A 20,430-nucleotide genomic window follows, 5' to 3' on the forward strand; every position below is an offset into this window, starting at 1 on the left:
CACCATTCTTTGAATAGAGTACAATACAAAAGTAACGATAGATAGTTAAACTTTAGGAGAGATTACATACCATGCGGATTATTGCTTTATTTGTTCTTGTTATACCCGGATTACTATCAGCGCTCGGAATAAAACTAATGAGAGACACTTTGTTTCAAATTTTACAGAATCCGTTCCCTTTTCTTTGGCTGCAATTTGTTATTGGGTTATTATTGCTGATTTTCGGTGTTTGGTTTATTTCTGGTTTCGTCTTATATCGCGATCGTAAAAACAATAAGCCCGGAGTACGCCATTCCGAATAACGAGTCATATTTCTTTCCAGCCCCACTGATCAATCCACTTTAATAAACGGCTTTGTTGAATCTTTTCATGAAAAGATATTCTCTCAGCCATCAACGTTAGTACGGTGTACAATAGAACCATGACGATTTTAACGATAAATGGAAGAGTTGAAAACCCAAACCACGCAATAATGCCTCCAACTAACGCCGCTCCATTATCTCCAAGCATTGCCTGTTTTGTTTTTTCAATATACCACCAAATGGTCATCATAGCCAGCACAAACACTATCACTTCTCCTCCATGTAAAGAAGGAATCATTATGAAGTAAATCAAAAAATGACAAGAAGTCCATTTCCACACTCGAAGTGGCCGTGTATCCAATATATTAGTCACATGAGGAGACAACACGAAAATAAATAACGAAATAATACTTTCCCACCCCAGAATCAAATCTACTTCACTTACTACCACAAAAAGAGCTGCGGCGCTGGTGAAAATTATCTTCATTAAACCCGTCGTCCATTCTCCTCTTTGTACAAAATACATCATATGACCCCGTATCCCTTTAGGAAAAGAACTTCCAAAAAAATCATCAATCCAACCAGCAAGCCATATCGTAATAATATAAAGAACAAAGGTAGTTGAAGCTCCCAAAAAAAGAGACATAATAGCAGCAGCTAAAAGAATAACACCTAGCGAATAAGGCACCCGTCTTTTTTGATAATTTTCAGCGGTCCACTCCAACCGTTTAAAATAAGAAGTCGACAGCTTCCAAATAAGAATAATTAACGCGAGGAGGAGAGCGACTTTCCATACTTCCACAAACACTGTTCCACTTCCAACCATTGCTTCCCACGGTGGTATAATCCTTGTAACCCCCATCCCTTGCCTTCGTGAACAAACGGTACTTTTACCTCTTCTATATATAGCCCTTGTTGCAACGCTTTTAAAGTCATCATTGTCTCAAGAGCAAAACCTTTTGCTTCCAACAACTGAAAACTTTTTAGATGTTTACGGTGAAACGCCCTTTGACCAGATAAAGGTGTTTGTAATAACAGACCACTCTGTTGCTTTATTACATGCTGTACTCGTCTTTTAACTAAACCAAAGCCATTTTTTCCTTCTCCTTTTACCGTCCCTATAACCAAATCAGCTTCGTTCCTATATAAAGGGGTTAGTAACTGTCTTCCATACTTGGCGCTTTCTTTTAAATCTGCATCCAATGTAACAATATACTCTCCTTTACTGGCCAGCCAACCTGACTTTGCAGCAGTTGCTTTTCCATGATTTTTAATAAAGGAAATAGCTACATCACAATATTTTTCCATCATCCTTCCTGTTCCATCCCTGCTCCCATCGTTAATTCCTATTACTTCATCGGCCCATCCCGATTTTCGAATGGCCTTAAGCGTCGTACAAAGATGCTTTTCTTCATTAAAAGCTGGTATAATAACACTGATACTCATATTTTCACCCCTCTAACCTTTTTCGGTGTTTTATGATGATTAAAAACAGAACGGAATGAATGAATGGTTTTGTTTAACCATTGCGATCGATTTAATCGCCTCTGCCTTTCAAACACGGAATGAATACCTTTTAGATCTACTATTTTGCTTCCAGCAAGCATCTTCATTAAAAGGGATGACCCCATCCCTTTACGACCTTTGCTGAGATATTCCGACATATCTCTATGCCCGCCGATTAAATAAATTTTTTCTGCCCCTTCCTTTAATGCAAAAGCAATCGCTGCATCCTCACTTAACCCTAAAAACTTTAATGTATTCGCAGCAAGATCGTATTTTTGTATCCTTTGCATCCCTGGAGCGTCCCCTTTTACACCTTGATGTACTATTAATTGAGAACCACTTTTCAAAGAATCTTTACTAACAGAGTCCATGTCACCTATAATATAATCTGGTGTGATACCTAAATGAATCATTTCATCAGCCGAACCATCCACTGCAATCGTCCGCATATCTTTCCTCAAAAAAAATTTATTGGCGTAATATAAGTCTTTTTTATAATCAGCACCACGAATAACAATAACAACATCTTGTCCCGCTAAACTTTCACCTTTTTCCCACGTATCCCAGCAATGTAATAATGACGATAACTCATCTTTAGCAAAATCAATGCTATTCTCACAAAATTGTTCGAAGTTTTTTAAGTTGTTGTCCACCGCTTTGTTCTTTAATGTTTGTACTATTTTTTCATCATATTCTCGTAAAGAACCGATGTCGATTCGATAATTACCATAAGGAAGAACCACTTTGTTATGAACAATTTCAATAAAACGATAATTTATCCAAGATCCGATTCCGGCAGTATCCTCCATATCGAATACTTTAATATTTTTATCTAACAACCGAAGAACACCGTCGTTTTGGAAAGATCCTGTCATCGAGCATTTTATATTAATAACCGCTTGTACTTTTTTAGCAATTAAACTTTCTGCGGCTGCTGCATCTATATCTTCATGGGCGACAACAGCTATTTGGTGTGGCTCTAAATATTGAACAAGTTGTTTTGTTTTCGTATGAAACTGAGCCGTCCCTTTTATTTTTCCCATAAAAAACCGCCTCCTTTTTTTAGTATGGTCCAAAAGAGACGCTTTACATGCATAGAAATGAAGAAGAAGATAATCATAAGAGTATCTTATCGGTTGATGGAGGAATTCAATATGTTTAGATATATGGAATCACGCCATGGTTTTGATATGTATGTCTCTTCTTACAACGGTGAACTATATACCATTCAATATAACCCAGATTTAGAACGAATAGAGCAAATGCGTCCGATCAACTACACATTATCCCATTTATTTCACTCCTATATAGAAGAAAAGAATAATGATGAAAAAAAGAGGCCTTTTCCTTAAAAGGCCTCTTTTTTCTCAACTTACTTTATGTTCAAGGCGAAGTTTATCAGCAACCATTGCGATAAATTCACTGTTTGTCGGTTTTGCTTTTGTAACATTAATGGTATAACCAAACATACGTGAAATGGACTCAAAGTTGCCTCTGCTCCAAGCTACTTCAATAGCATGGCGAATCGCTCTTTCTACTCGGCTGGACGTTGTATTATATTGTTTAGCAATATCCGGATATAACACTTTCGTTATCGATCCTAATAAATCTATATCATTGTAAACCATAGAAATCGCTTCTCTTAAATACATATAACCTTTAATGTGAGCAGGTACACCAATTTCATGAATAATATTTGTGATACTCTGACTGAGATTAATTTCCGGTTCTTCTTCCTTCGAATCGTTTTTTAGTATAGTATTAGGAATAAATGAAGAAGACATTTGTTCACCGCTTACTTCTCTTATGTTTGAGATCAACGTTTCCATATCAAACGGTTTTAATACATAATAAGAAGCACCTAAATTCACAGCTTTTTTTGTTACATCCTCTTGACCAAAAGCTGTAAGCATAATAATTTTTGGTTTAACCTCTAAATCGCTTGAATACACCTTCTCAAGAACTGCCAATCCATCAAGATGGGGCATAATGATATCAAGTACTAAAACATCCGGCTGCGTTTCATTTACAACGTTTAAACATTCTTGTCCGTTGTAGGCAATCCCAGAAACCTCCATGTCCTCTTGAGCACCTATGTACTCATTTAATAAACCAACCAATTCTCTGTTATCATCAGCTACACAAACTTTAATATTATTCACTGATTGAACCTCCTCATTTTATGTTTACAATTGCGTCTCTTTATATCCATTCAACAACAAATTCAAATTACCTTTAATTTTATCAATTTTTTTAAAAAATATGGATTAACTCCCGAAAACTTAATTATTCTATAATATATGACTTATTTCGACGTTTGACATTTTGTTCATTGTATGTATTTGTCGAAAAATATTTGTATTTTTATCATAACATAATTTTGTAAACATATTGAAGGAAACTGCCGAAGCGCAGTTTCCCTCTCACATGTTTAACTCGCTGTTTGTGTTCTTTTCTCTAAAAACGTATTAATTCCTGCCTCTTCAAGCATCCATTCAATATGACAAGCATATCCAGATGTAGCATCATTAACAAATACGTGTGTTACAGCACCGACGATTTTCCCTTTTTGGATAATAGGACTGCCACTCATTCCCTGTATTATTCCTCCTGTTTTTTCTAATAACTCCTCGTCTTTCACTTTAATAACCATACCCTTTGATGCAGCATGTAATTGTGGCATCGTCTGGACGATTTCTATATCAAATGACTCGACTTTTTCATCTTCTATCACCGTCAGCATTTTTGCAGGTCCTGTTTCTACTTCTTGAGCAAATCCAACCGACATAGGTTTATTATAATCATTATTTGACTCGTTCAATTTATTCTCTTTCAGATGACCAAAAACACCAAACGAACTATTTTTTGTAACATTCCCTAATTTTTGTTCATCGGAGTCCAATGTAGCTTGTTTTTCCCCCGGATTTCCATTGACCCCTCTTTGGATAGATCCAACAGATGAACGCATTATAGTTCCATTTTCAACAACCACCGGCTTTTTAGTATCCGAATCAGCAATAACATGGCCTAACGCACCGAATTTCCCATCCTCTGGTTCATAAAAAGTTAACGTCCCTACTCCTGAAGCAGCATTTCTTATATAAGCCCCTAACACATAGCTATCTTTCTTTTCGTGTGGTGTTAATTGTGTTTCATGCAATGTCGATTTTCTCATATACTTTAGAGATAAGTTGTCTTGAATATCTTTATTTTTCAACTCATCCACAACATCTTCAAGCTTATTCATTTTCTTTCCATTCATTTCAATGATCCGATCACCAACTTTCAATCCTGCTTTTTCCGCCGGTGAAAAACGTTCTTCATTGGAGAGAACTTGATGAAATCCAACCACCATCACTCCATCAGACTGTAACTTCACACCAATCGAATCTCCTCCAGGTATAACTTTTAAATCTGGAATTTTTTCAATTTTCGTTTGTTTTTTCGGAAACCCTGTGACTTCAAGGCTAATATTTGAATCCTCGTTGTTTTCTAAGACGTTTATATTTTCCTTATTCTTTATATCCATTTTTTCTGCTACATTTGTTGTATCTGACTCAAACATAGTAATTTGTTCTGGTATTTGAATATAAGACTGTAAACCATCATTTGATAAAACACATGTAAATAGTGCGATTACTAAAATGCCGGTTAATCTTCTCCCCCATTTCATTCATTGCGTCCTCCTCATCCCCATTAATATTTTCTTTAGTACTTCTAATGTTGCCTCCCGAAAGCCGATTTATAAGCGTTCAATCATAAAAAAGCTGACCTTTTTTGGTCAGCTTTTCATGATTTGGTTTTGATTTTTTCTGCCATCGTTAATAATTCATGTGCATGATCCTTCGTTAAATCTGTCACTTCTACACCTGATATCATTCTGGCAATTTCATCCGTCTTATGCTTCTCTTCTAAAGAGCGTACGGAAGTAATGACACGATTTTCTTTTTCGAACTTTTCAATATATAAGTTCGTATCAGCCATGGCAGCCACTTGGGGGAGATGAGAAATACATAGCACTTGCGAACCTCTGGACACTTGGTAAATTCTTTCGGCAATAGCTTGCGCAACCCGACCACTTACCCCTGTGTCAACTTCATCAAACACAAGCGTTGTTACATGTTGAAATCCTGATAAAATTGTTTTTAATGCCAACATAATTCGTGATATTTCCCCTCCAGACGCTACTTTAGCAAGCGGCTTGAGCGGTTCTCCAGCATTTGTCGCCATTAAAAATTCTACATTATCTTGTCCATTTTCATTAAAAGACGATTTAGATTGTTCCCATTCATATGTTTTCCCTTTTGATGTTTGCGTGATTCGTACTTGCATGTCTGCATTTTCCATGTATAATCCTTGCAATTCATTTTTTACATCTACTGCCAATTTTTCTCCTGCTTGAACTCGGAGATCTGTTAATGTATCGGCTTCTGCTTGGAGATCCAGGGCTGCATGTTTCAACTGTTCTTCAAGTTCATGAATTTTTTCATCTTTGTTCGTTAGAGATTCCATTTCTTCTTCTAACTTGGATGACAATTCAAGAATTTCTGTAACAGAATCACCGTATTTTCGTTTTAATTTCTTTATTTCTTCTAAGCGCGTTTCAATTTCTTCGAGCCGTTCCGAATCAAACGATAAAGAATCGATATTCTCACGGAGTGAAAAAGTTGCCTCTTCTAACATATAGTAAGCAGAATGTATGGATTCCTTCAGTTTTTGTAAATCACCATCTATGCCGGCAGCTTCCTCGGAATGGTTCATGGCCAGTCCTGCCCAATCCAACCCTTTCCCTTCACCATACAAACTGTCGTACGCATAACTTAATTGATTATACAACTTTTCACTATTGGCTAATATATGTTTTTCTTTTTCTAGATCCTCATCTTCTCCCGGTGTCAGTTCAGCATCTTCAATTTCTTTTAATTGATATTGAATAAAATCAAGCCGATTCGCAGTTTCCTGGTCGTTTGCTTTCCATTTTTCTAAATCTGACTGAAGACTGGAAAAGGTTCGATATCTCGCTATGTAGTCTTTGTATGATTCTTGTATTTTTTGTCCCGCAAACCGATCCAACATCGATATATGTTTTTCCTGCTGCATTAAATCTTGATGCTCGTGTTGACCATGAATATCAACAAGCGATTGACCAGCTTCTCTTAATACAGCTAACGTGACCAATTTGCCATTAATTCGACAGACACTTTTTCCATGATTGGTTATGTCTCTTCTCATAACGACCATATCTTCTTCGACTTCAATACCTGTATTTTCTAAAATTGCACGAGCAGGGTGCGACCCACTTATTCGAAACAAGCCCTCTATTTCAGCTCGTTTCTCTCCATGTCGAACATAATCGACAGATCCTCTTCCGCCAATCAATAAGCCTATGGCGTCTATAATAATCGATTTACCCGCTCCTGTTTCACCAGTTAATACTGTTAATCCTTCTCCGAAAGGAACCGTAAGTTCTTCTATAATAGCGAAGTTTTTTATTGTGATTTCTTCGAGCATGACAGCACCTCGATTTCAATAAAATTAAAGCATATCCAAAAATCGATCAATTGTCGCCGTTGTTTGTTCTTTTTCCCGACAAATAATTAAGATTGTGTCATCTCCACATATTGTTCCTACAATTTCTTCCCAATCCAAATTGTCTATTAACGCCGCAACTGCGTTCGCATTCCCCGGCAATGTTTTCATTACAATTAAGTTCTCCGTTTGATCGATACCGATGAAACTGTCAATCAGTGCCCTTTTCAACTTTTGTAATGGATTGAAACGTTGGTCTGCTGGCAGACTATATTTATAACGACCATCAGCCGTCGGTACTTTCACTAAATGTAATTCCTTAATATCTCGTGAGACCGTTGCCTGGGTTACATTATAGCCTCCTCTTTTCAACCGATCGACTAAATCATCTTGTGTCTCAATATCAAAATCCGAGATAAACTCTCGAATTTTTATGTGACGTTGTCCCTTATTCATCCTTCACCCTCCAATAAAATCCGACAAATATAAACAGTCTGAATATATCATAACCAATTTTTTATATTTATACAATGGAATGAGTAAAACAAACATATGAAAGAAGAGAAGAAGAGGTTACATGTTATGGAGGTTGCATTTGTGCAGGAACTCCTTTAGAACGTAACCTATGAGGGGGAGAAGAAGGTTTTCCGAAAAAATAATAATTCTGTGTGAACATATGGATGAAGAAATAAACGCCTTATCAACCGACAACAAAATGAGTATGTGCTTTTGCTACTATCTCGCTAATCTCGTTGTATGATAAGTTATGCAATTGGTTCTCTGGAGTCCAAACAAGATATAGTAAAAATTCTATATTTCCATCTCCTCCAGTAACAGGAGAGTAGGAAAGCGCGTTCGCACAAAATCCTAATTGGTTGGAGAAGTCGACAATATCCTGAAGTACTTCTATATGTGTTTCACGATCCCGAACAATTCCCTTTTTGCCTACCTTTTCACGGCCAGCTTCAAATTGCGGTTTCACTAACAAGCATGCTTGTCCGCTTTCCGGCAAAAGTCGACTTAAAGGTTCGAGTAACAATTTTAATGATATAAACGATACATCCGCTACTGCTACTTCAGGTTTCTGTTTTTCAAAACGATGCGGTTCTGCGTAGCGGAAATTAAAACGTTCCATTACTTCTACTTTTTCGTGATTACGTAATTTCCAAGCTAATTGGTTGGTTCCAACATCAACAGAATATACATATGCCGCCCCATTCTGTAGGGCGCAATCAGTAAAACCGCCGGTAGAAGCTCCTATATCAATAACCACTTTATTTTCAAGATTAAGTGGAAAAATATTCAATGCTTTTTCTAATTTAAGTCCGCCCCGGCTTACATAGGGTAGTGTCTCTCCTTTTATACGCAGAGAGACATTTTGATTAACTTTTGTTCCAGGTTTATCGATTCGTTCATTATCTGCTAATACAACACCTGCCATAATGGAACGTTTTGCTTGTTCTCTTGAATCAAAAAAACCTTGTTCAACCAATAATACATCAATTCTTTCTTTTTTCATTCGCTACGCCCTTTTTTGTTTTCTTGGAATAAGAGCTTTTATTCTCTTAGAAACTTCATCTGAGGTCAAGCCAATTTCTTCATATAATTCAGGAACACTACCATGTTCGATATACCAATCCGGCACGCCCATACGTTCTATAATCGTGTGGTGCCAACCATTATCGTGAAAATGTTCGAGTACTGCACTCCCAAAGCTTCCTTTTAAAGCGGCTTCTTCTAGAGTCAAAATAGGATGATTTTCTTCATGAAGTTCCTTTAACATCTCTTCATCAAGTGGTTTAGCCGAACGAGCGTTAACAATACGTACATTAATATTTTGTTCCGCTGCTAGGTTATCTGCAGCTTCATGAGCTATCGGAAGCATCGTACCAAAAGATAAAATTGTCACGTCTGTACCATCTCTTACGATTTCCCATTTGCCTATTTCAAGTTCTTTTAATTCCGCATCCATTAGAACACCGTATCCATTTCCACGTGGATAGCGCACCGCTACAGGACCATCATCGTATTGAATAGCTGTGTAAGTCATATGCTGTAATTCATTCTCGTCTTTTGGCATTAGTATTTTCATGTTTGGCAGACTACGTAAGTACGCGATGTCAAACACACCTTGATGAGTTTCTCCATCAGCACCAACAAGCCCTGCACGATCGATTGCAAAAAACACATTAAGATTCTGTCTGCATATATCATGTACTAATTGATCATACCCACGTTGTAAAAATGTAGAATAAACAGCAAAAACAGGCTTCATTCCTTGCGTCGCCAAGCCTCCTGCCATGGTTGTTGCATGCTGCTCAGCAATCCCAACATCAAACATTCGATCTGGAAACTCGGCCCCAAATTGATCAAGCTTCGTACCACCAGGCATCGCTGCTGTTAAGGCAACAACTCTTTTATCATTGGAGGCGATTTTTTGTAACGTATTACTAAATACTGCACTGTAAGCAGGAGGGCCTGGTTTTTTTACTACTTCACCGGATTCAATTTTATACGGTCCAAGTCCGTGCCACGTACCGCTTGCATCATTTTCAGCCGGGGCATATCCCTTTCCTTTTTTGGTTAGCACATGAACAATTACCGGACCTTTTGTGTCTCTTGCGTATTTAAGATTGGACATCAAGTCATCGAGATCATGACCATCTACCGGTCCTAAATAAGTAAAACCTAGTTCTTCAAAAAACATACCTGACACGAGCAAGTACTTCAGACTATCTTTAACCCGTTCTGCTGTAGAGGCCAATCGTCCTCCAAAAGCAGGAATTTTCTTTATAAGAAACTCCAGATCATCTTTTACTTTTTGATATCTTCCCATTGTCCTTAGACGGCCCAAAATACTATGAAGGGCACCCACGTTAGGTGCAATAGACATTTCATTATCATTGAGAATAATGGTTAAATCGGTCTCTTGATGACCAATGTTATTTAACGCTTCAAGCGCCATTCCACCAGTTAAGGCTCCATCACCAATAATAGCAGCAACTTGGTCATCTGTCCCCTTGATATCTCTAGCAACAGCCATTCCCATCGCTGCTGAAAGTGAGGTCGAACTATGTCCCGTTTCCCACACATCATGTTCACTTTCATTTCGTTTAGGAAAGCCGCATAACCCTCTGTATTTACGGAGGGTATCAAACTGATCTGCCCGTCCCGTTAGTATTTTATGGACATATGTTTGGTGACCAACATCCCAAACTAATTTATCTTTTGGAGTTTGATATAAAGAATGTAGGGCAAGAGTTAATTCAACTACACCCAAATTAGGCCCTAAATGACCTCCCGTTACCGATAATTGCTGAATGAGAAACTCTCGTATATCACTCGCTAGTTCCAACATTTCTTTTCGGCTGCAAGCTTGAATGAATTCCGGGTCCTTAATTGATTTTAAGTCCATAGTGCGAACCCTCACTTTCAGAGTTAATTATACTTTGTTTGATTTTTTATTTTGTTTCTTTTTAAAAAACGTAATTTTTAATTTTTTTTCTAAAATATATAAAAAGCGACCTACCTGAAATATAATGGTTGTCGAATGATTCATAGCCAATGCTTTGCCTAAGGCTTTGCCACCTACAGTAAGCGAAGCTACAACTGCTGTGAATATTACATTTAATACGAATTGCAACGTACTACCGTCACTGGATCCTGCACTAAATGTCAATTGTAAAACAACTGCTGAAGCTGCCGTTCCGCTAACAACGCCGGCTATATCCCCTATCACATCTGCACAAAAGTTTGCCACTTTGTCAGCATTACGCGTAATTAACATCGCTTGGAAAGAGCCAGTTATTTTTTTTGCTGCCATCGCATGAAATGGTTTCTCTGAGGCAGCCGTTGCGGCAACACCTACCATATCAAAACTGACTCCTATTAAAACAATCACAAACACAACGACCATTCCTACAGCCCACGATACTCCAGATAGAAATGCTGTTGAAATTATTGAAAAAATAGCCGCTAACACTAGAGTGATAACGGCAATAAAAATACTCCATCTTATAGATTCTTTCCAAATGTTCTTCATTTTTTTCATTATCACCTAATATTTCTCGTGACTTTGGTTAAACTAAAGTTATGTAGCACTTAAAAATCGGATGGTCGGTATGAAACGTAAACATTGTGTCTTAGGTCCAGTAGGTTTTCCCACTCGTTTACCGGAACGTCGCCGTCCTGGCGGTTTCCCTTTAAAAACGAGTTGATGACGTTGCCGTTCATCAGACTGGATTACCACTTAGTACACACTGCAATCCGCTTCAACCGTACTAAATAACAGTCTAGGAGTTTTCCTCGACAATTCCGTGCCACTTTCTTAGCCTCTTTTGCAGAGCAGGTTTCAGATAATAGAAAGATAGTCGCTGGCCGGCGGTGATATCTTCCTACATGCGATCTTCCCCACTGCTCCACTCAAGGCAGGCTACGCTGCACGTAAACCTTCCCTTGGCTTACGTTGCAGGTCTTACCTTTTCCATAGAAAAGGCCTCCGCGGCGAAAGGGTTCGCGCCCACATGCCTTTGTGGATCGCCCTTACGCCTTTACTCCCAACATTGACCCAAGGCTGGGCGCCTCGAGCCGACATCAGGAACTTCATCGATGTGCCCTTCAGCGGATTTTTAGGCCCGCCCTCGAAAATGGAGAACCGACTAGAATACTGCACCATCCGATTTTCATGTGATTACATTATATCACGAATGTAATATTCTATACAAACGTTTCATATGCGTCAATTTTTTAATTTAAACGCATCATCACATAATCGACAAAGTTTTCTAGCAGTGTAGACGAAGCAGACGTCGTTTGTAAAGAGCTTTTTGCTATATCAGCATGATAAACAAGTTTTTCTTTGGCACCTTCAAGTGTTAACAACCGTGGGTAAGTGCTTTTGTTTTTATTCTGATCAGCGCCTGTCGCTTTTCCCATTTCTACTTCATTACCTTCTACGTCCAAAATGTCATCCTTTATTTGAAAAACTAACCCAAGTTCTTGGGAAAATATTCGTAGCTGTTGAATGTCGTCGCTTGGTGCCCCTCCAAGAATACCACCAGCAACTATAGAAAAATTCAATAAAGCTCCGGTCTTGTGGTGATGAATGTATTCTAACTCTTCAAGTGATAGGTCTTTTCCCTCTCCTTCTAAGTCAGCTGCTTGACCTCCTACCATTCCTTCTGCCCCTGAATCTTTAGCAAATTCTTGTATTAACTTTACTTTGTTCAGGTCATTAACGTTAGATAAATTGCTCAAGGTTTCAAATGCTTTTGTCAATAAAGCATCTCCAGATAAAACAGCAAATGCTTCGCCATATACTTTATGATTTGTTAATTTACCACGTCGATAATCATCATCATCCATAGCTGGTAAATCATCATGTATTAATGAATATGTATGAACCATTTCTACTGCACATACTGCATCATAATCCGTTTCGTTAATATTTCTATAAGACTGAATGGCAGCGAGCATCAATAAAGGTCTAATCCTCTTCCCACCTGCGTTAATAGAATAGAGCATTGCCTCTTTCAGTTTGGAAGGGCACTCCATCGTCTCAAAGAGCTGGACAAGACGTTGATCTATTTCATCTTTATGGGTATCAATGAACGATTTTAGTTCTGAGTTCATCAACCTTCGTCCTCCTCCGATAGAAGTGGCTTAATTTCCCCATCTTCTTCAACCACTCTGTCCATCTGTTCTTCAACACGACGCAGTTTTTCATGACATGTATTAGATAAATTCATCCCTTCTTGGTACATGGTAATTGCTTTTTCAAGGGGAACTTCTCCTTCTTCAAGCTTTTCAACGATATTTTCCAATTTTTCCATCGCTGCTTCAAACGATACATTTTCTTCTAGTGTTTCTTTTGTTTCTTCGGAATTATCGCTCATTTCAATCCTCTCCTTCGTTGCTATGCTCATCAGTTTGCCACAGAGATACGTCAGAAAATGATTCTGCTTTAGTTTGTACAGCTCCATCTTGTAAGTACATCGTTATCCGTTCACCCGCGTCAACATGCTTAATTGATTTTATGATAGTTCCTTTTTCTGAATAGGCCACATTATAGCCGCGTTTCATAATATCCAACGGATTAAGTATTTGCAGTTTTTGCAACACATGATTAAATCGGTCTTCTTTACCCGAGATAAAACGTTTCATTGCAATATCCATTCTTTTATTCATTTGATTTAAGTTGTTTTTCTCAATATCTAAAAGTCTGTAAGGATGCTGACGGTAAAGGCGCTTATAGATTGATTGTAGACGTTCTTTTTGACTGACTTTTTTGGCGGTTAGAGCTTTTTCCAACCTAGATATTAAACGGTCCAACTCTTGTTCTTTTTGCTTTAATAGATGTGTAGGATAGCGAAAGGCATAGGATCTTTTCATGCGATTCAACCGTTCTCTTTCACTACTCAAACGTCCTTGTACAGCACGTTGTAGCCTTGCTTTCAATTGATTGTGTTGACGCTCTAATTCGTTCACATCAGGAACCGCAAGTTCAGCCGCAGCCGTAGGTGTTGCCGCCCTTATATCTGCTATAAAATCTGCAATCGTGAAGTCGGTTTCGTGGCCAACGGCTGAGATGGAGGGAGTAGATAGAGCAGCAATTTTTCTAGCTACTGCTTCTTCATTAAATGCCCACAATTCCTCAATGGAGCCGCCACCTCTTCCAAACAGCAACAAATCAAACGATCCCATTGATTCCATTTGATTCATTGCTGTAACAATAGATGAAGGAGCTTCTTTCCCTTGCACCAACACTGGAAACAGCGTAATTCTCGTTACAGGAAACCGTCTCTTTAACGTTGTGACCATATCTCTTATAGCGGCACCAGTAGGAGAAGTAATAATAGCTATTTCTCTTGGAAAGGAAGGAATATCCTTTTTTCTTTCTTTGTCAAATAAACCTTCCTGCTCTAATTTTTTCTTTAATTGCTCATATTTAATATATAACTGACCAATTCCGTCAGGTTCCATCTCCCTCACATATAATTGATATTGCCCAAAAGGTTCGTAAACGGAAATATGTCCCTTTATTAGCACTTTCATACCATTCTCTGGTTCAAATGTTAAACGGCGATTGTTCCCGGCAAACATTACGGCCGATATTTTTGATTTATCATCTTTTAAAGTAAAGTACATATGTCCGCGGCTATGCTTTTTAAAATTAGATATCTCGGCTCTCAGCCAAACTTGCTGTAACTCATCATCAAGTTCAATTGTCTTCTTAATTTGTGTAGTTAACTGAGAGACACTAAGCCAACTGCCTTGATACTGTTTCATTATCGCTTGTCCTTATTCACAAATTTCTTCGCCGATTGTAACGTGTTATATAGTAACATTGTAATTGTCATTGGACCGACTCCTCCTGGAACTGGAGTGAGATAAGATGCTTTTTCTTTTACTTCTTCAAAGGCGACATCTCCACATAGTTTTCCGTCTTCCTTACGATTCATTCCCACATCTATGACAACAGCTCCATCTTTCACATGTTCCTTTGTAATAAACTCTGCTATTCCAGTGGCAGCAATGACAATGTCAGCTTGTCCCGTGTAAGATGGAAGATCCGCAGTTCTTGAGTGACAATATGTAACTGTAGCATTTTCATTTAACAACAGTTGCCCAACAGGTTTACCTACAATATTACTTCTTCCAATAACTACAGCATGTTTCCCTTCTATCTCAATATCTTTGTATTTAAGCATTTTTAAAATTCCAAACGGAGTACAAGGCAAAAACGTATCTTGACCAGTCATCATCCTTCCTATAGTTATAGGATGAAAGCCATCAACATCTTTTTCTGGCGAAATGCTTTCAATAACTTTTTTCTCCGAAATATGATCAGGTAACGGCAACTGTACTAAAATTCCATGTATAGCTGGGTTTTGATTATATTCTTCCACTTTATCTAACAAATTCTTTTCCGAAATATCTTCCGGCATTTCCGTTAATTCAGAATAAATGCCAACTTCACTAGATGCCTTTTCTTTTCCTTTTACATAAGATCTTGAAGCAGGATTATCGCCAACCAAAATAACCGCTAAACCAGGAGTAACATTATCTTTCCATTCCTGGACTTCTAGTTTTATTTCATTTCTTAAGCTAGCAGCTACTTCTTTACCACTAATAATGGACGCTGTCATTTTCATTTCTCTCCTTTATCTTTCATGTTCTTTTAAAATACTTGATAAAACACCATTAACAAATTTACCAGACTCTTCACCACCAAAAGCCTTAGCAATTTCAATCGCTTCATTTACACTCACATGCAAAGGTATGTCATCCATATATAACATTTCATGGACAGCTTCACGAAGTATAGCTCGGTCCACGTTTCCTACCCTTTCCAGTGTCCAATGCTGTAAATGTTTTTTTATGATGGGGTTAATTATTTCTGCATAATCTAAAGTTCCTCGAACTGCTTCTTCTAAAAACTCATCTGCTGTTTCATCATCTTCTAATGTGTTCGTAAGAGCTTCGTTCCAAGTCGCCTCTGTTAAGTCGATTTGATATAATGCTTGTACCGCTCTTAGTCTTGCTATACGTCGATTCATACCTTTTTCTCCTTCTTTTTTAACCATCATAATGCATACTGACTACCATACAAAAAAAAGCTGCCTTAAAAATACGGAAGACACTAAAAACCATTTCCTATCATATTAGAAAAACTCGGCTTTTTGCCGAGTTATTTGGCTAAAGCCGACGCCCGATTCATTTGTATGCTTCATTTGCTTCTTCCTGCACATCCAAGTGAATACTAAGAACATGTACATTGATGGAATCTAACGTGATGGAAGTCATTGTTTGAAGTGCTTGTTGAATATTGGTCTGAACTTCCCTCGCCACTTCTGGTACAGATACGCCGTAGTTTAAAACAAGAGAAATATCAATTTTGACCCCGTCCTCGCGTAATTCTACTTTGACACCTTTTCCGTGATTTTTTTTTCCTAAACGTTCAACGACACCGGCAGCAAAATTTCCCCGCATAGAAAAAACACCTTCGACCTCAGAAGCAGCGAGTCCCGTTATCACTTCTATCACTTCAGGAGAAATCTCAATTTTCCCTAATTCATTTTTTTCTTCTTCTAGATCAATCATTCGATATTCACTCAAGCTTTTCACCTCCAAGGTTATTATCCTTTACGTTTGTTCTTAGTGAAAAAGTCAGTCTTCTTGCTCTGCTGTCTCTTCAGCTGACTCCGTTTCTCTATTCTTTTTTAAATAATCGAATTTATATTGTCGAAATACAGGAAACTCCGAGAGATTATCAGGAATTTTCCCGTTTTCTAATAAGATAATTTTTACTATGTTTTTGTTACGAGCCATATGGTACTTATCCCCATATTCATTTTCTTTCGTGAAACGTTTTAAATTTTCATAATCATTCTCTTGAATAGAAACAATATAGGAGTTGTCTCCTTCTCCATATTCTTGTTCAAATCCTATTTCAAATTCAACGATTTGTATTTGATCATTTTTCATATTTCTTGTTTGTTCTAAAACAGCTTTTGAGCCTTCTGTTAAATCGGTCCACTCCATCAAAAATCTCTCCTCATTTTATATCTTGCCGCAAAATAATTTCCATGTGTTAAATTATATCATGCTCCGTTGTATTTTTCATTATGTCCCTTGACTTTGAAGACTATGTGACGTTGCTTTTTAGATAGAATAAGTATATTTATACCTAAATAAACCACCCACAAATGTAAGGTTAAAACCTTTCTCCAAAAAAATAAAAACAGCCGTGATGATGGGAGCTACACCAACATCACAGCTGTTTGATAACAAATATTGTTAAAAAAGGAAAAACATCTGGCTTAAATTTTTACGGTTAGTCTCTATTTGCTACGAATACCGTTACCATAAAGATTTCTTTCTACTCTTAGTAAGTTTAGGACACTCTTCGTCTCATAATAAGATTATTTTGATGCTGTTGGCTGATGACCAATAACGATTTCTTCCTCTCCTAACTGGTCAGCAGCTATTCTGTTTAACGCTACTGCATCTTCTGTTGTTAAATCCTCAGCCTGCACAATTATCCGGGTATTATCCTCATTGGAAAGTACAACAGCTTCTTCATAACCTTCCGATTGGATAAGACTTTCTAATGTACTTTCTAGTTGTTGTCGTTCTTGTAAAGTTTCCCGCTTTTCGTATGCCTCACTTTTTTCTGCTGCTGAGAAGTCTTCTGAAGCAAGTGTCTCCGTGTACTCTTCTCTTAAACGGCTTCGGGATTCTTCTCGTTCTAGACGAAGTTCACTAAATAAGTTGCTATCCGTTTCTGTTTCTCCCTCCATTACTGCTTCTTCGTCAGTGCCTTCATCTTCTTCAATGGCACCTTCTTCAGAGGACGGCTCTGTTTCGTCAATAGTGGTCTCCATTTCCTCGTCCGATAACCATTCCACTAACTCTTCATCTTCTGTCATGGCTGTCACTTCATCAGAATCCTCCAGGGCTTCAGGATCTTCTTCAGCTACGTCATCTGGAGACGTAATATAATAAACTGCAAGTACAATTGTCAAACTCAGCATTGTCATTAACCAAACCGTTTGTTTTTTTAACACCATTTTCATTCTCCTTCCTGTTGATTCCTTGGTAATACTGATACTTTATGCGGGGCAATATCCAGCACTCTTGTGACCGCTTCTACAACCCATTCTTCAACTTTTATATCTTCAACTCCTCTTGCAACAACGAGTACCCCCTTTGCCTCTGGTTTTTTTGTATGAAGAAGAAGCGGCTCTTCTTGTTCCCCCTGTCGTACAATTACTATTTGCTCCTCTGTTGAACCATCTTCAAGTTCTCTTGTTCCACCTTCTTGATCTTCTTCAGTAGTTGTCTGCTGCCTCAATGTCTTATCTTTCTCGTACACTTTTTTTTCAGATCCTTCTAGATTAATCATGACCGTTACATCCGACACGTTTGATATATTATCCAGCATATCTTTTAATCTTGATTGCATTGCTTTTTCCAACTGATTTATCGTTGATTCAGATTCTGTGTCCGAACCTGTTTGAAGTGTTTCTATTTCTGTAGATGAATCTTGAAGCCAGTCTTGTTCACTGGAGTCTTCTTCGTCATTGCCCATCGTTCCAACAATCATTAGCACAATACCAAAAACGAGAATAACAACTAAATACAGGGAGAGGGTTTTCTTTTTTTGCGGCTTTTTATTCTCTCCTTTGTTGAACCATTGCTTAAACCATTGTTTTAAAGAATCATCTTTTTCTTCCGCCATTATCCTCCCTCCTCCAGCATAGAAATGCTAATTTGTTCCTCCGAGATTTCCCATGTTTCAGCTAAATACGTTTTAATATCTGCTCGTGCAGGCTGTTGTGATTCATTGGTTTCTTCAGTATTTTCTATTTCGTCAGATTGTTGCTCCACATCAATTCGGACGGTCTCTATATCTGACGAGGAGTTGTCTTCTTCCTTGTGTGAAGTAAGAGAAACGTGAACGGATGCTTTATCCATATCAGTTTCATTCTCCTCACCCGGCTCAAACGAAATGTTTTCTACCTCCCATCCCCATTGTTCTTTTAAGTGGTCACTCACTTGATCTTTGAGCTGGATTGATACTTGTTTAGAAATATATGCATCTTGTCCTGCTTCTATTTCGTTTTTTTGATTATTTACTTGCAATTCAACAGATTGATTTTCAAAATTACTGTCACTCAACGTATCTATTCGTTCTTTTAATTTTTCTTCCGAGGCACTATTCGTTAACGATAGAATTGGCTCAATGATTAAAAGCATTAATATAAAGGAGAGAACAAGTCTTGCATATTTTTGAAATGACGATGACGGAAGTAATAACTCTAATAGAAACGCAGCAAGTAAAAAAATTATTAAATTACTCATCCACTGACTTAACCACTCCACCCTTTCTCACCTCACCATTAAAGAAATGTTGCCGGAAGCAATAATTAACGTTAATGCTAAAAAGAACATAAAAGAAACAGCAGCAAGAGCTGCAAACATGGACAAAACAGTTTTCCCAAGCATGGATAAGGCATCCAGAAGCGGACCTTCTCCTAAAGGTTGAATGAGAGCAGCCGTAAAATGAAAGATAAATCCGATAACCAATATTTTTATTGCTGGAAAAGCGCATATAAGAAATAATACTGCAAGACCAGCTATTCCAACGGTGTTTTTAAGAAGAACAGACGCTCCGAGTGCAGTATCAGCAGCATCTGTAAACATTCTTCCGATAACTGGTACAAAATTCCCTGCAATAAATTTTGTTGTACGCACGGCAATCCCATCAGTTACTGCTGCCGTTGCTCCTTGAACGGAAATAACACCTAAGAAAATAGTAAAAAAAATAGCTAATACTCCCATCGCTACATTACGTAATAATTCTGCCAGTTTTGTTATTTTAATATGATCGTTCAAACTACTGACAATGCTTATAATGGCCGAAAAAAACAGTAACGGTAATATAAAGTAGTCAATCAACAGACCACTCGTTTGAACAAGTAAAATGACAAGCGGATGGAATAACCCTGCAGAAGCAAGGGAACCGCTTGATGCTAAAAGTGCCAGCATCAAAGGTAATAAAGCGATCATAAAATGAACCATGTTAGCCACAGTGTCCTGTACGTAATTCATAGCAATGTAAAAACTATTTAATGCGATTACCATCAACACAATAAAAACTACAGCATACGCCGCCTTACTTATCATTTTTGTTTCAAAAGCATTTTGTAAAGCTTTTAATATAGCGCTAAATACCGCCAAAACTAATAAAGTACCCATTAATTTCCCATTTGCCGTAACTTCATGGAAAACATATTTTAAAAATGCTATGCCCCATTCCTTCGGAGAAAACGTTTTTTCCCCATCAATAAAATCTTTTATAGAACCTTTTTGAGATTCTGGTAAAAACACACCATATTCTGTACGAATATTTTCCCAATAACGTGTGATTTCGGACATGTTAATATTTTCAAGCTGCTCGTCTTTAAAATTTTCAAGTGCAGATTGGTTTTCTTGTTCGTCATCAGAAGCTGCATAACTATCTGCTGAGAAGTGCCATATGAAGACAATGAGTAGAATCATCAAATACTTTTTCAATCTTTTCACTTCC

Annotated in this window: 23 protein-coding genes; 2 read left to right on the forward strand and 21 right to left on the reverse strand. The window is 37.7% G+C overall.

Translation table 11 applies throughout. The annotated features are described in order from the left end of the window. Nucleotides 1–71: 71 nt before the first annotated feature. Entirely contained in the window at nucleotides 72–302 is a 231-nt protein-coding gene (locus J2S78_RS09790; protein ID WP_306898186.1) for a DUF2627 domain-containing protein, read from the forward strand. Nucleotides 303–306: 4 nt separating this feature from the next. Here J2S78_RS09790 and J2S78_RS09795 read toward each other — a convergent pair whose 3' ends face one another. From J2S78_RS09795 to steA, 3 genes are read right to left on the reverse strand one after another with little or no spacing between them, the layout of a single operon-like run. Beyond that, nucleotides 307–1,164, reverse strand: coding sequence for a hypothetical protein (locus J2S78_RS09795; RefSeq protein ID WP_306898188.1), 858 nt, complete (start codon nucleotides 1,162–1,164; stop codon nucleotides 307–309). Further along, entirely contained in the window at nucleotides 1,068–1,748 is a 681-nt protein-coding gene (locus J2S78_RS09800) for a glycosyltransferase family 2 protein (protein WP_306898190.1), read from the reverse strand. The genes J2S78_RS09795 and J2S78_RS09800 overlap by 97 nt, the downstream gene beginning before the upstream one ends. Continuing rightward, nucleotides 1,745–2,851: a putative cytokinetic ring protein SteA gene (steA, locus tag J2S78_RS09805; RefSeq protein ID WP_306898192.1), complete on the reverse strand. Its 1,107-nt coding sequence runs from the start codon at nucleotides 2,849–2,851 to the stop codon at nucleotides 1,745–1,747. The genes J2S78_RS09800 and steA overlap by 4 nt, the downstream gene beginning before the upstream one ends. 111 nt (nucleotides 2,852–2,962) lie before the next feature. Between steA and J2S78_RS09810 the strand changes: the two genes are divergently transcribed. Beyond that, the gene (locus J2S78_RS09810; RefSeq protein ID WP_306898193.1) at nucleotides 2,963–3,160 is read left to right on the forward strand and encodes a hypothetical protein; all 198 of its coding nucleotides are present in this window, start codon (nucleotides 2,963–2,965) and stop codon (nucleotides 3,158–3,160) included. Nucleotides 3,161–3,175: 15 nt separating this feature from the next. On the opposite strand, the gene spo0A is transcribed toward J2S78_RS09810, so the two are convergent. The 18 genes from spo0A to spoIIIAE form a co-directional block, all read right to left on the reverse strand. Continuing rightward, nucleotides 3,176–3,970, reverse strand: coding sequence for a sporulation transcription factor Spo0A (gene spo0A, locus J2S78_RS09815; RefSeq protein WP_306898197.1), 795 nt, complete (start codon nucleotides 3,968–3,970; stop codon nucleotides 3,176–3,178). 269 nt (nucleotides 3,971–4,239) lie between these two features. Further along, a complete protein-coding gene (gene spoIVB / locus J2S78_RS09820; RefSeq protein WP_306898199.1) occupies nucleotides 4,240–5,481 on the reverse strand; it encodes a SpoIVB peptidase in 1,242 nt (413 codons plus the stop codon). Nucleotides 5,482–5,597: 116 nt separating this feature from the next. Further along, complete coding sequence (gene recN / locus J2S78_RS09825) at nucleotides 5,598–7,319, reverse strand: DNA repair protein RecN (RefSeq protein WP_306898200.1); 1,722 nt, start codon at nucleotides 7,317–7,319, stop codon at nucleotides 5,598–5,600. Nucleotides 7,320–7,343: 24 nt separating this feature from the next. Further along, a complete protein-coding gene (gene ahrC / locus J2S78_RS09830) occupies nucleotides 7,344–7,793 on the reverse strand; it encodes a transcriptional regulator AhrC/ArgR (RefSeq protein WP_125554801.1) in 450 nt (149 codons plus the stop codon). Nucleotides 7,794–8,037: 244 nt separating this feature from the next. Next, nucleotides 8,038–8,856 (reverse strand): TlyA family RNA methyltransferase, encoded by an 819-nt coding sequence (locus tag J2S78_RS09835; RefSeq protein ID WP_306898203.1) that lies wholly within the window; start codon nucleotides 8,854–8,856, stop codon nucleotides 8,038–8,040. A 3-nt stretch (nucleotides 8,857–8,859) separates the two neighbouring features. Then, on the reverse strand, nucleotides 8,860–10,752 hold the full coding sequence (gene dxs / locus J2S78_RS09840) for a 1-deoxy-D-xylulose-5-phosphate synthase (protein WP_306898206.1): 1,893 nt from the start codon (nucleotides 10,750–10,752) through the stop codon (nucleotides 8,860–8,862). A 27-nt stretch (nucleotides 10,753–10,779) separates the two neighbouring features. After that, nucleotides 10,780–11,379: a hypothetical protein gene (locus J2S78_RS09845; protein WP_306898207.1), complete on the reverse strand. Its 600-nt coding sequence runs from the start codon at nucleotides 11,377–11,379 to the stop codon at nucleotides 10,780–10,782. Nucleotides 11,380–12,083: 704 nt separating this feature from the next. Beyond that, on the reverse strand, nucleotides 12,084–12,968 hold the full coding sequence (locus J2S78_RS09850; protein WP_306898209.1) for a polyprenyl synthetase family protein: 885 nt from the start codon (nucleotides 12,966–12,968) through the stop codon (nucleotides 12,084–12,086). Next, the gene (xseB, locus tag J2S78_RS09855; RefSeq protein WP_306898211.1) at nucleotides 12,968–13,231 is read right to left on the reverse strand and encodes an exodeoxyribonuclease VII small subunit; all 264 of its coding nucleotides are present in this window, start codon (nucleotides 13,229–13,231) and stop codon (nucleotides 12,968–12,970) included. The genes J2S78_RS09850 and xseB overlap by 1 nt, the downstream gene beginning before the upstream one ends. Nucleotide 13,232: 1 nt before the next feature. Further along, nucleotides 13,233–14,624, reverse strand: coding sequence for an exodeoxyribonuclease VII large subunit (gene xseA / locus J2S78_RS09860; RefSeq protein ID WP_306898213.1), 1,392 nt, complete (start codon nucleotides 14,622–14,624; stop codon nucleotides 13,233–13,235). Continuing rightward, entirely contained in the window at nucleotides 14,624–15,484 is an 861-nt protein-coding gene (folD, locus tag J2S78_RS09865; protein ID WP_306898215.1) for a bifunctional methylenetetrahydrofolate dehydrogenase/methenyltetrahydrofolate cyclohydrolase FolD, read from the reverse strand. The genes xseA and folD overlap by 1 nt, the downstream gene beginning before the upstream one ends. Nucleotides 15,485–15,499: 15 nt before the next feature. After that, a complete protein-coding gene (gene nusB, locus J2S78_RS09870; RefSeq protein WP_306898217.1) occupies nucleotides 15,500–15,895 on the reverse strand; it encodes a transcription antitermination factor NusB in 396 nt (131 codons plus the stop codon). Nucleotides 15,896–16,052: 157 nt separating this feature from the next. After that, nucleotides 16,053–16,454 (reverse strand): Asp23/Gls24 family envelope stress response protein, encoded by a 402-nt coding sequence (locus J2S78_RS09875; protein WP_306898219.1) that lies wholly within the window; start codon nucleotides 16,452–16,454, stop codon nucleotides 16,053–16,055. A gap of 51 nt (nucleotides 16,455–16,505) precedes the next feature. Continuing rightward, nucleotides 16,506–16,880: a hypothetical protein gene (locus J2S78_RS09880; RefSeq protein WP_306898221.1), complete on the reverse strand. Its 375-nt coding sequence runs from the start codon at nucleotides 16,878–16,880 to the stop codon at nucleotides 16,506–16,508. Between the two features lie 380 nt (nucleotides 16,881–17,260). Then, the gene (locus J2S78_RS09885; protein WP_306898223.1) at nucleotides 17,261–17,908 is read right to left on the reverse strand and encodes a SpoIIIAH-like family protein; all 648 of its coding nucleotides are present in this window, start codon (nucleotides 17,906–17,908) and stop codon (nucleotides 17,261–17,263) included. Between the two features lie 2 nt (nucleotides 17,909–17,910). Next, entirely contained in the window at nucleotides 17,911–18,579 is a 669-nt protein-coding gene (spoIIIAG, locus tag J2S78_RS09890; protein ID WP_306898225.1) for a stage III sporulation protein AG, read from the reverse strand. After that, nucleotides 18,579–19,223 (reverse strand): stage III sporulation protein AF, encoded by a 645-nt coding sequence (spoIIIAF, locus tag J2S78_RS09895; protein ID WP_306898227.1) that lies wholly within the window; start codon nucleotides 19,221–19,223, stop codon nucleotides 18,579–18,581. Before spoIIIAF ends, spoIIIAG begins: the two co-directional genes overlap by 1 nt. A gap of 6 nt (nucleotides 19,224–19,229) precedes the next feature. Then, nucleotides 19,230–20,426 (reverse strand): stage III sporulation protein AE, encoded by a 1,197-nt coding sequence (gene spoIIIAE, locus J2S78_RS09900; RefSeq protein ID WP_306898229.1) that lies wholly within the window; start codon nucleotides 20,424–20,426, stop codon nucleotides 19,230–19,232. Nucleotides 20,427–20,430: the final 4 nt, after the last annotated feature.

It is taken from the genome of Salibacterium salarium (assembly GCF_030813635.1).
GTDB lineage: Bacteria > Bacillota > Bacilli > Bacillales > Marinococcaceae > Salibacterium > Salibacterium salarium.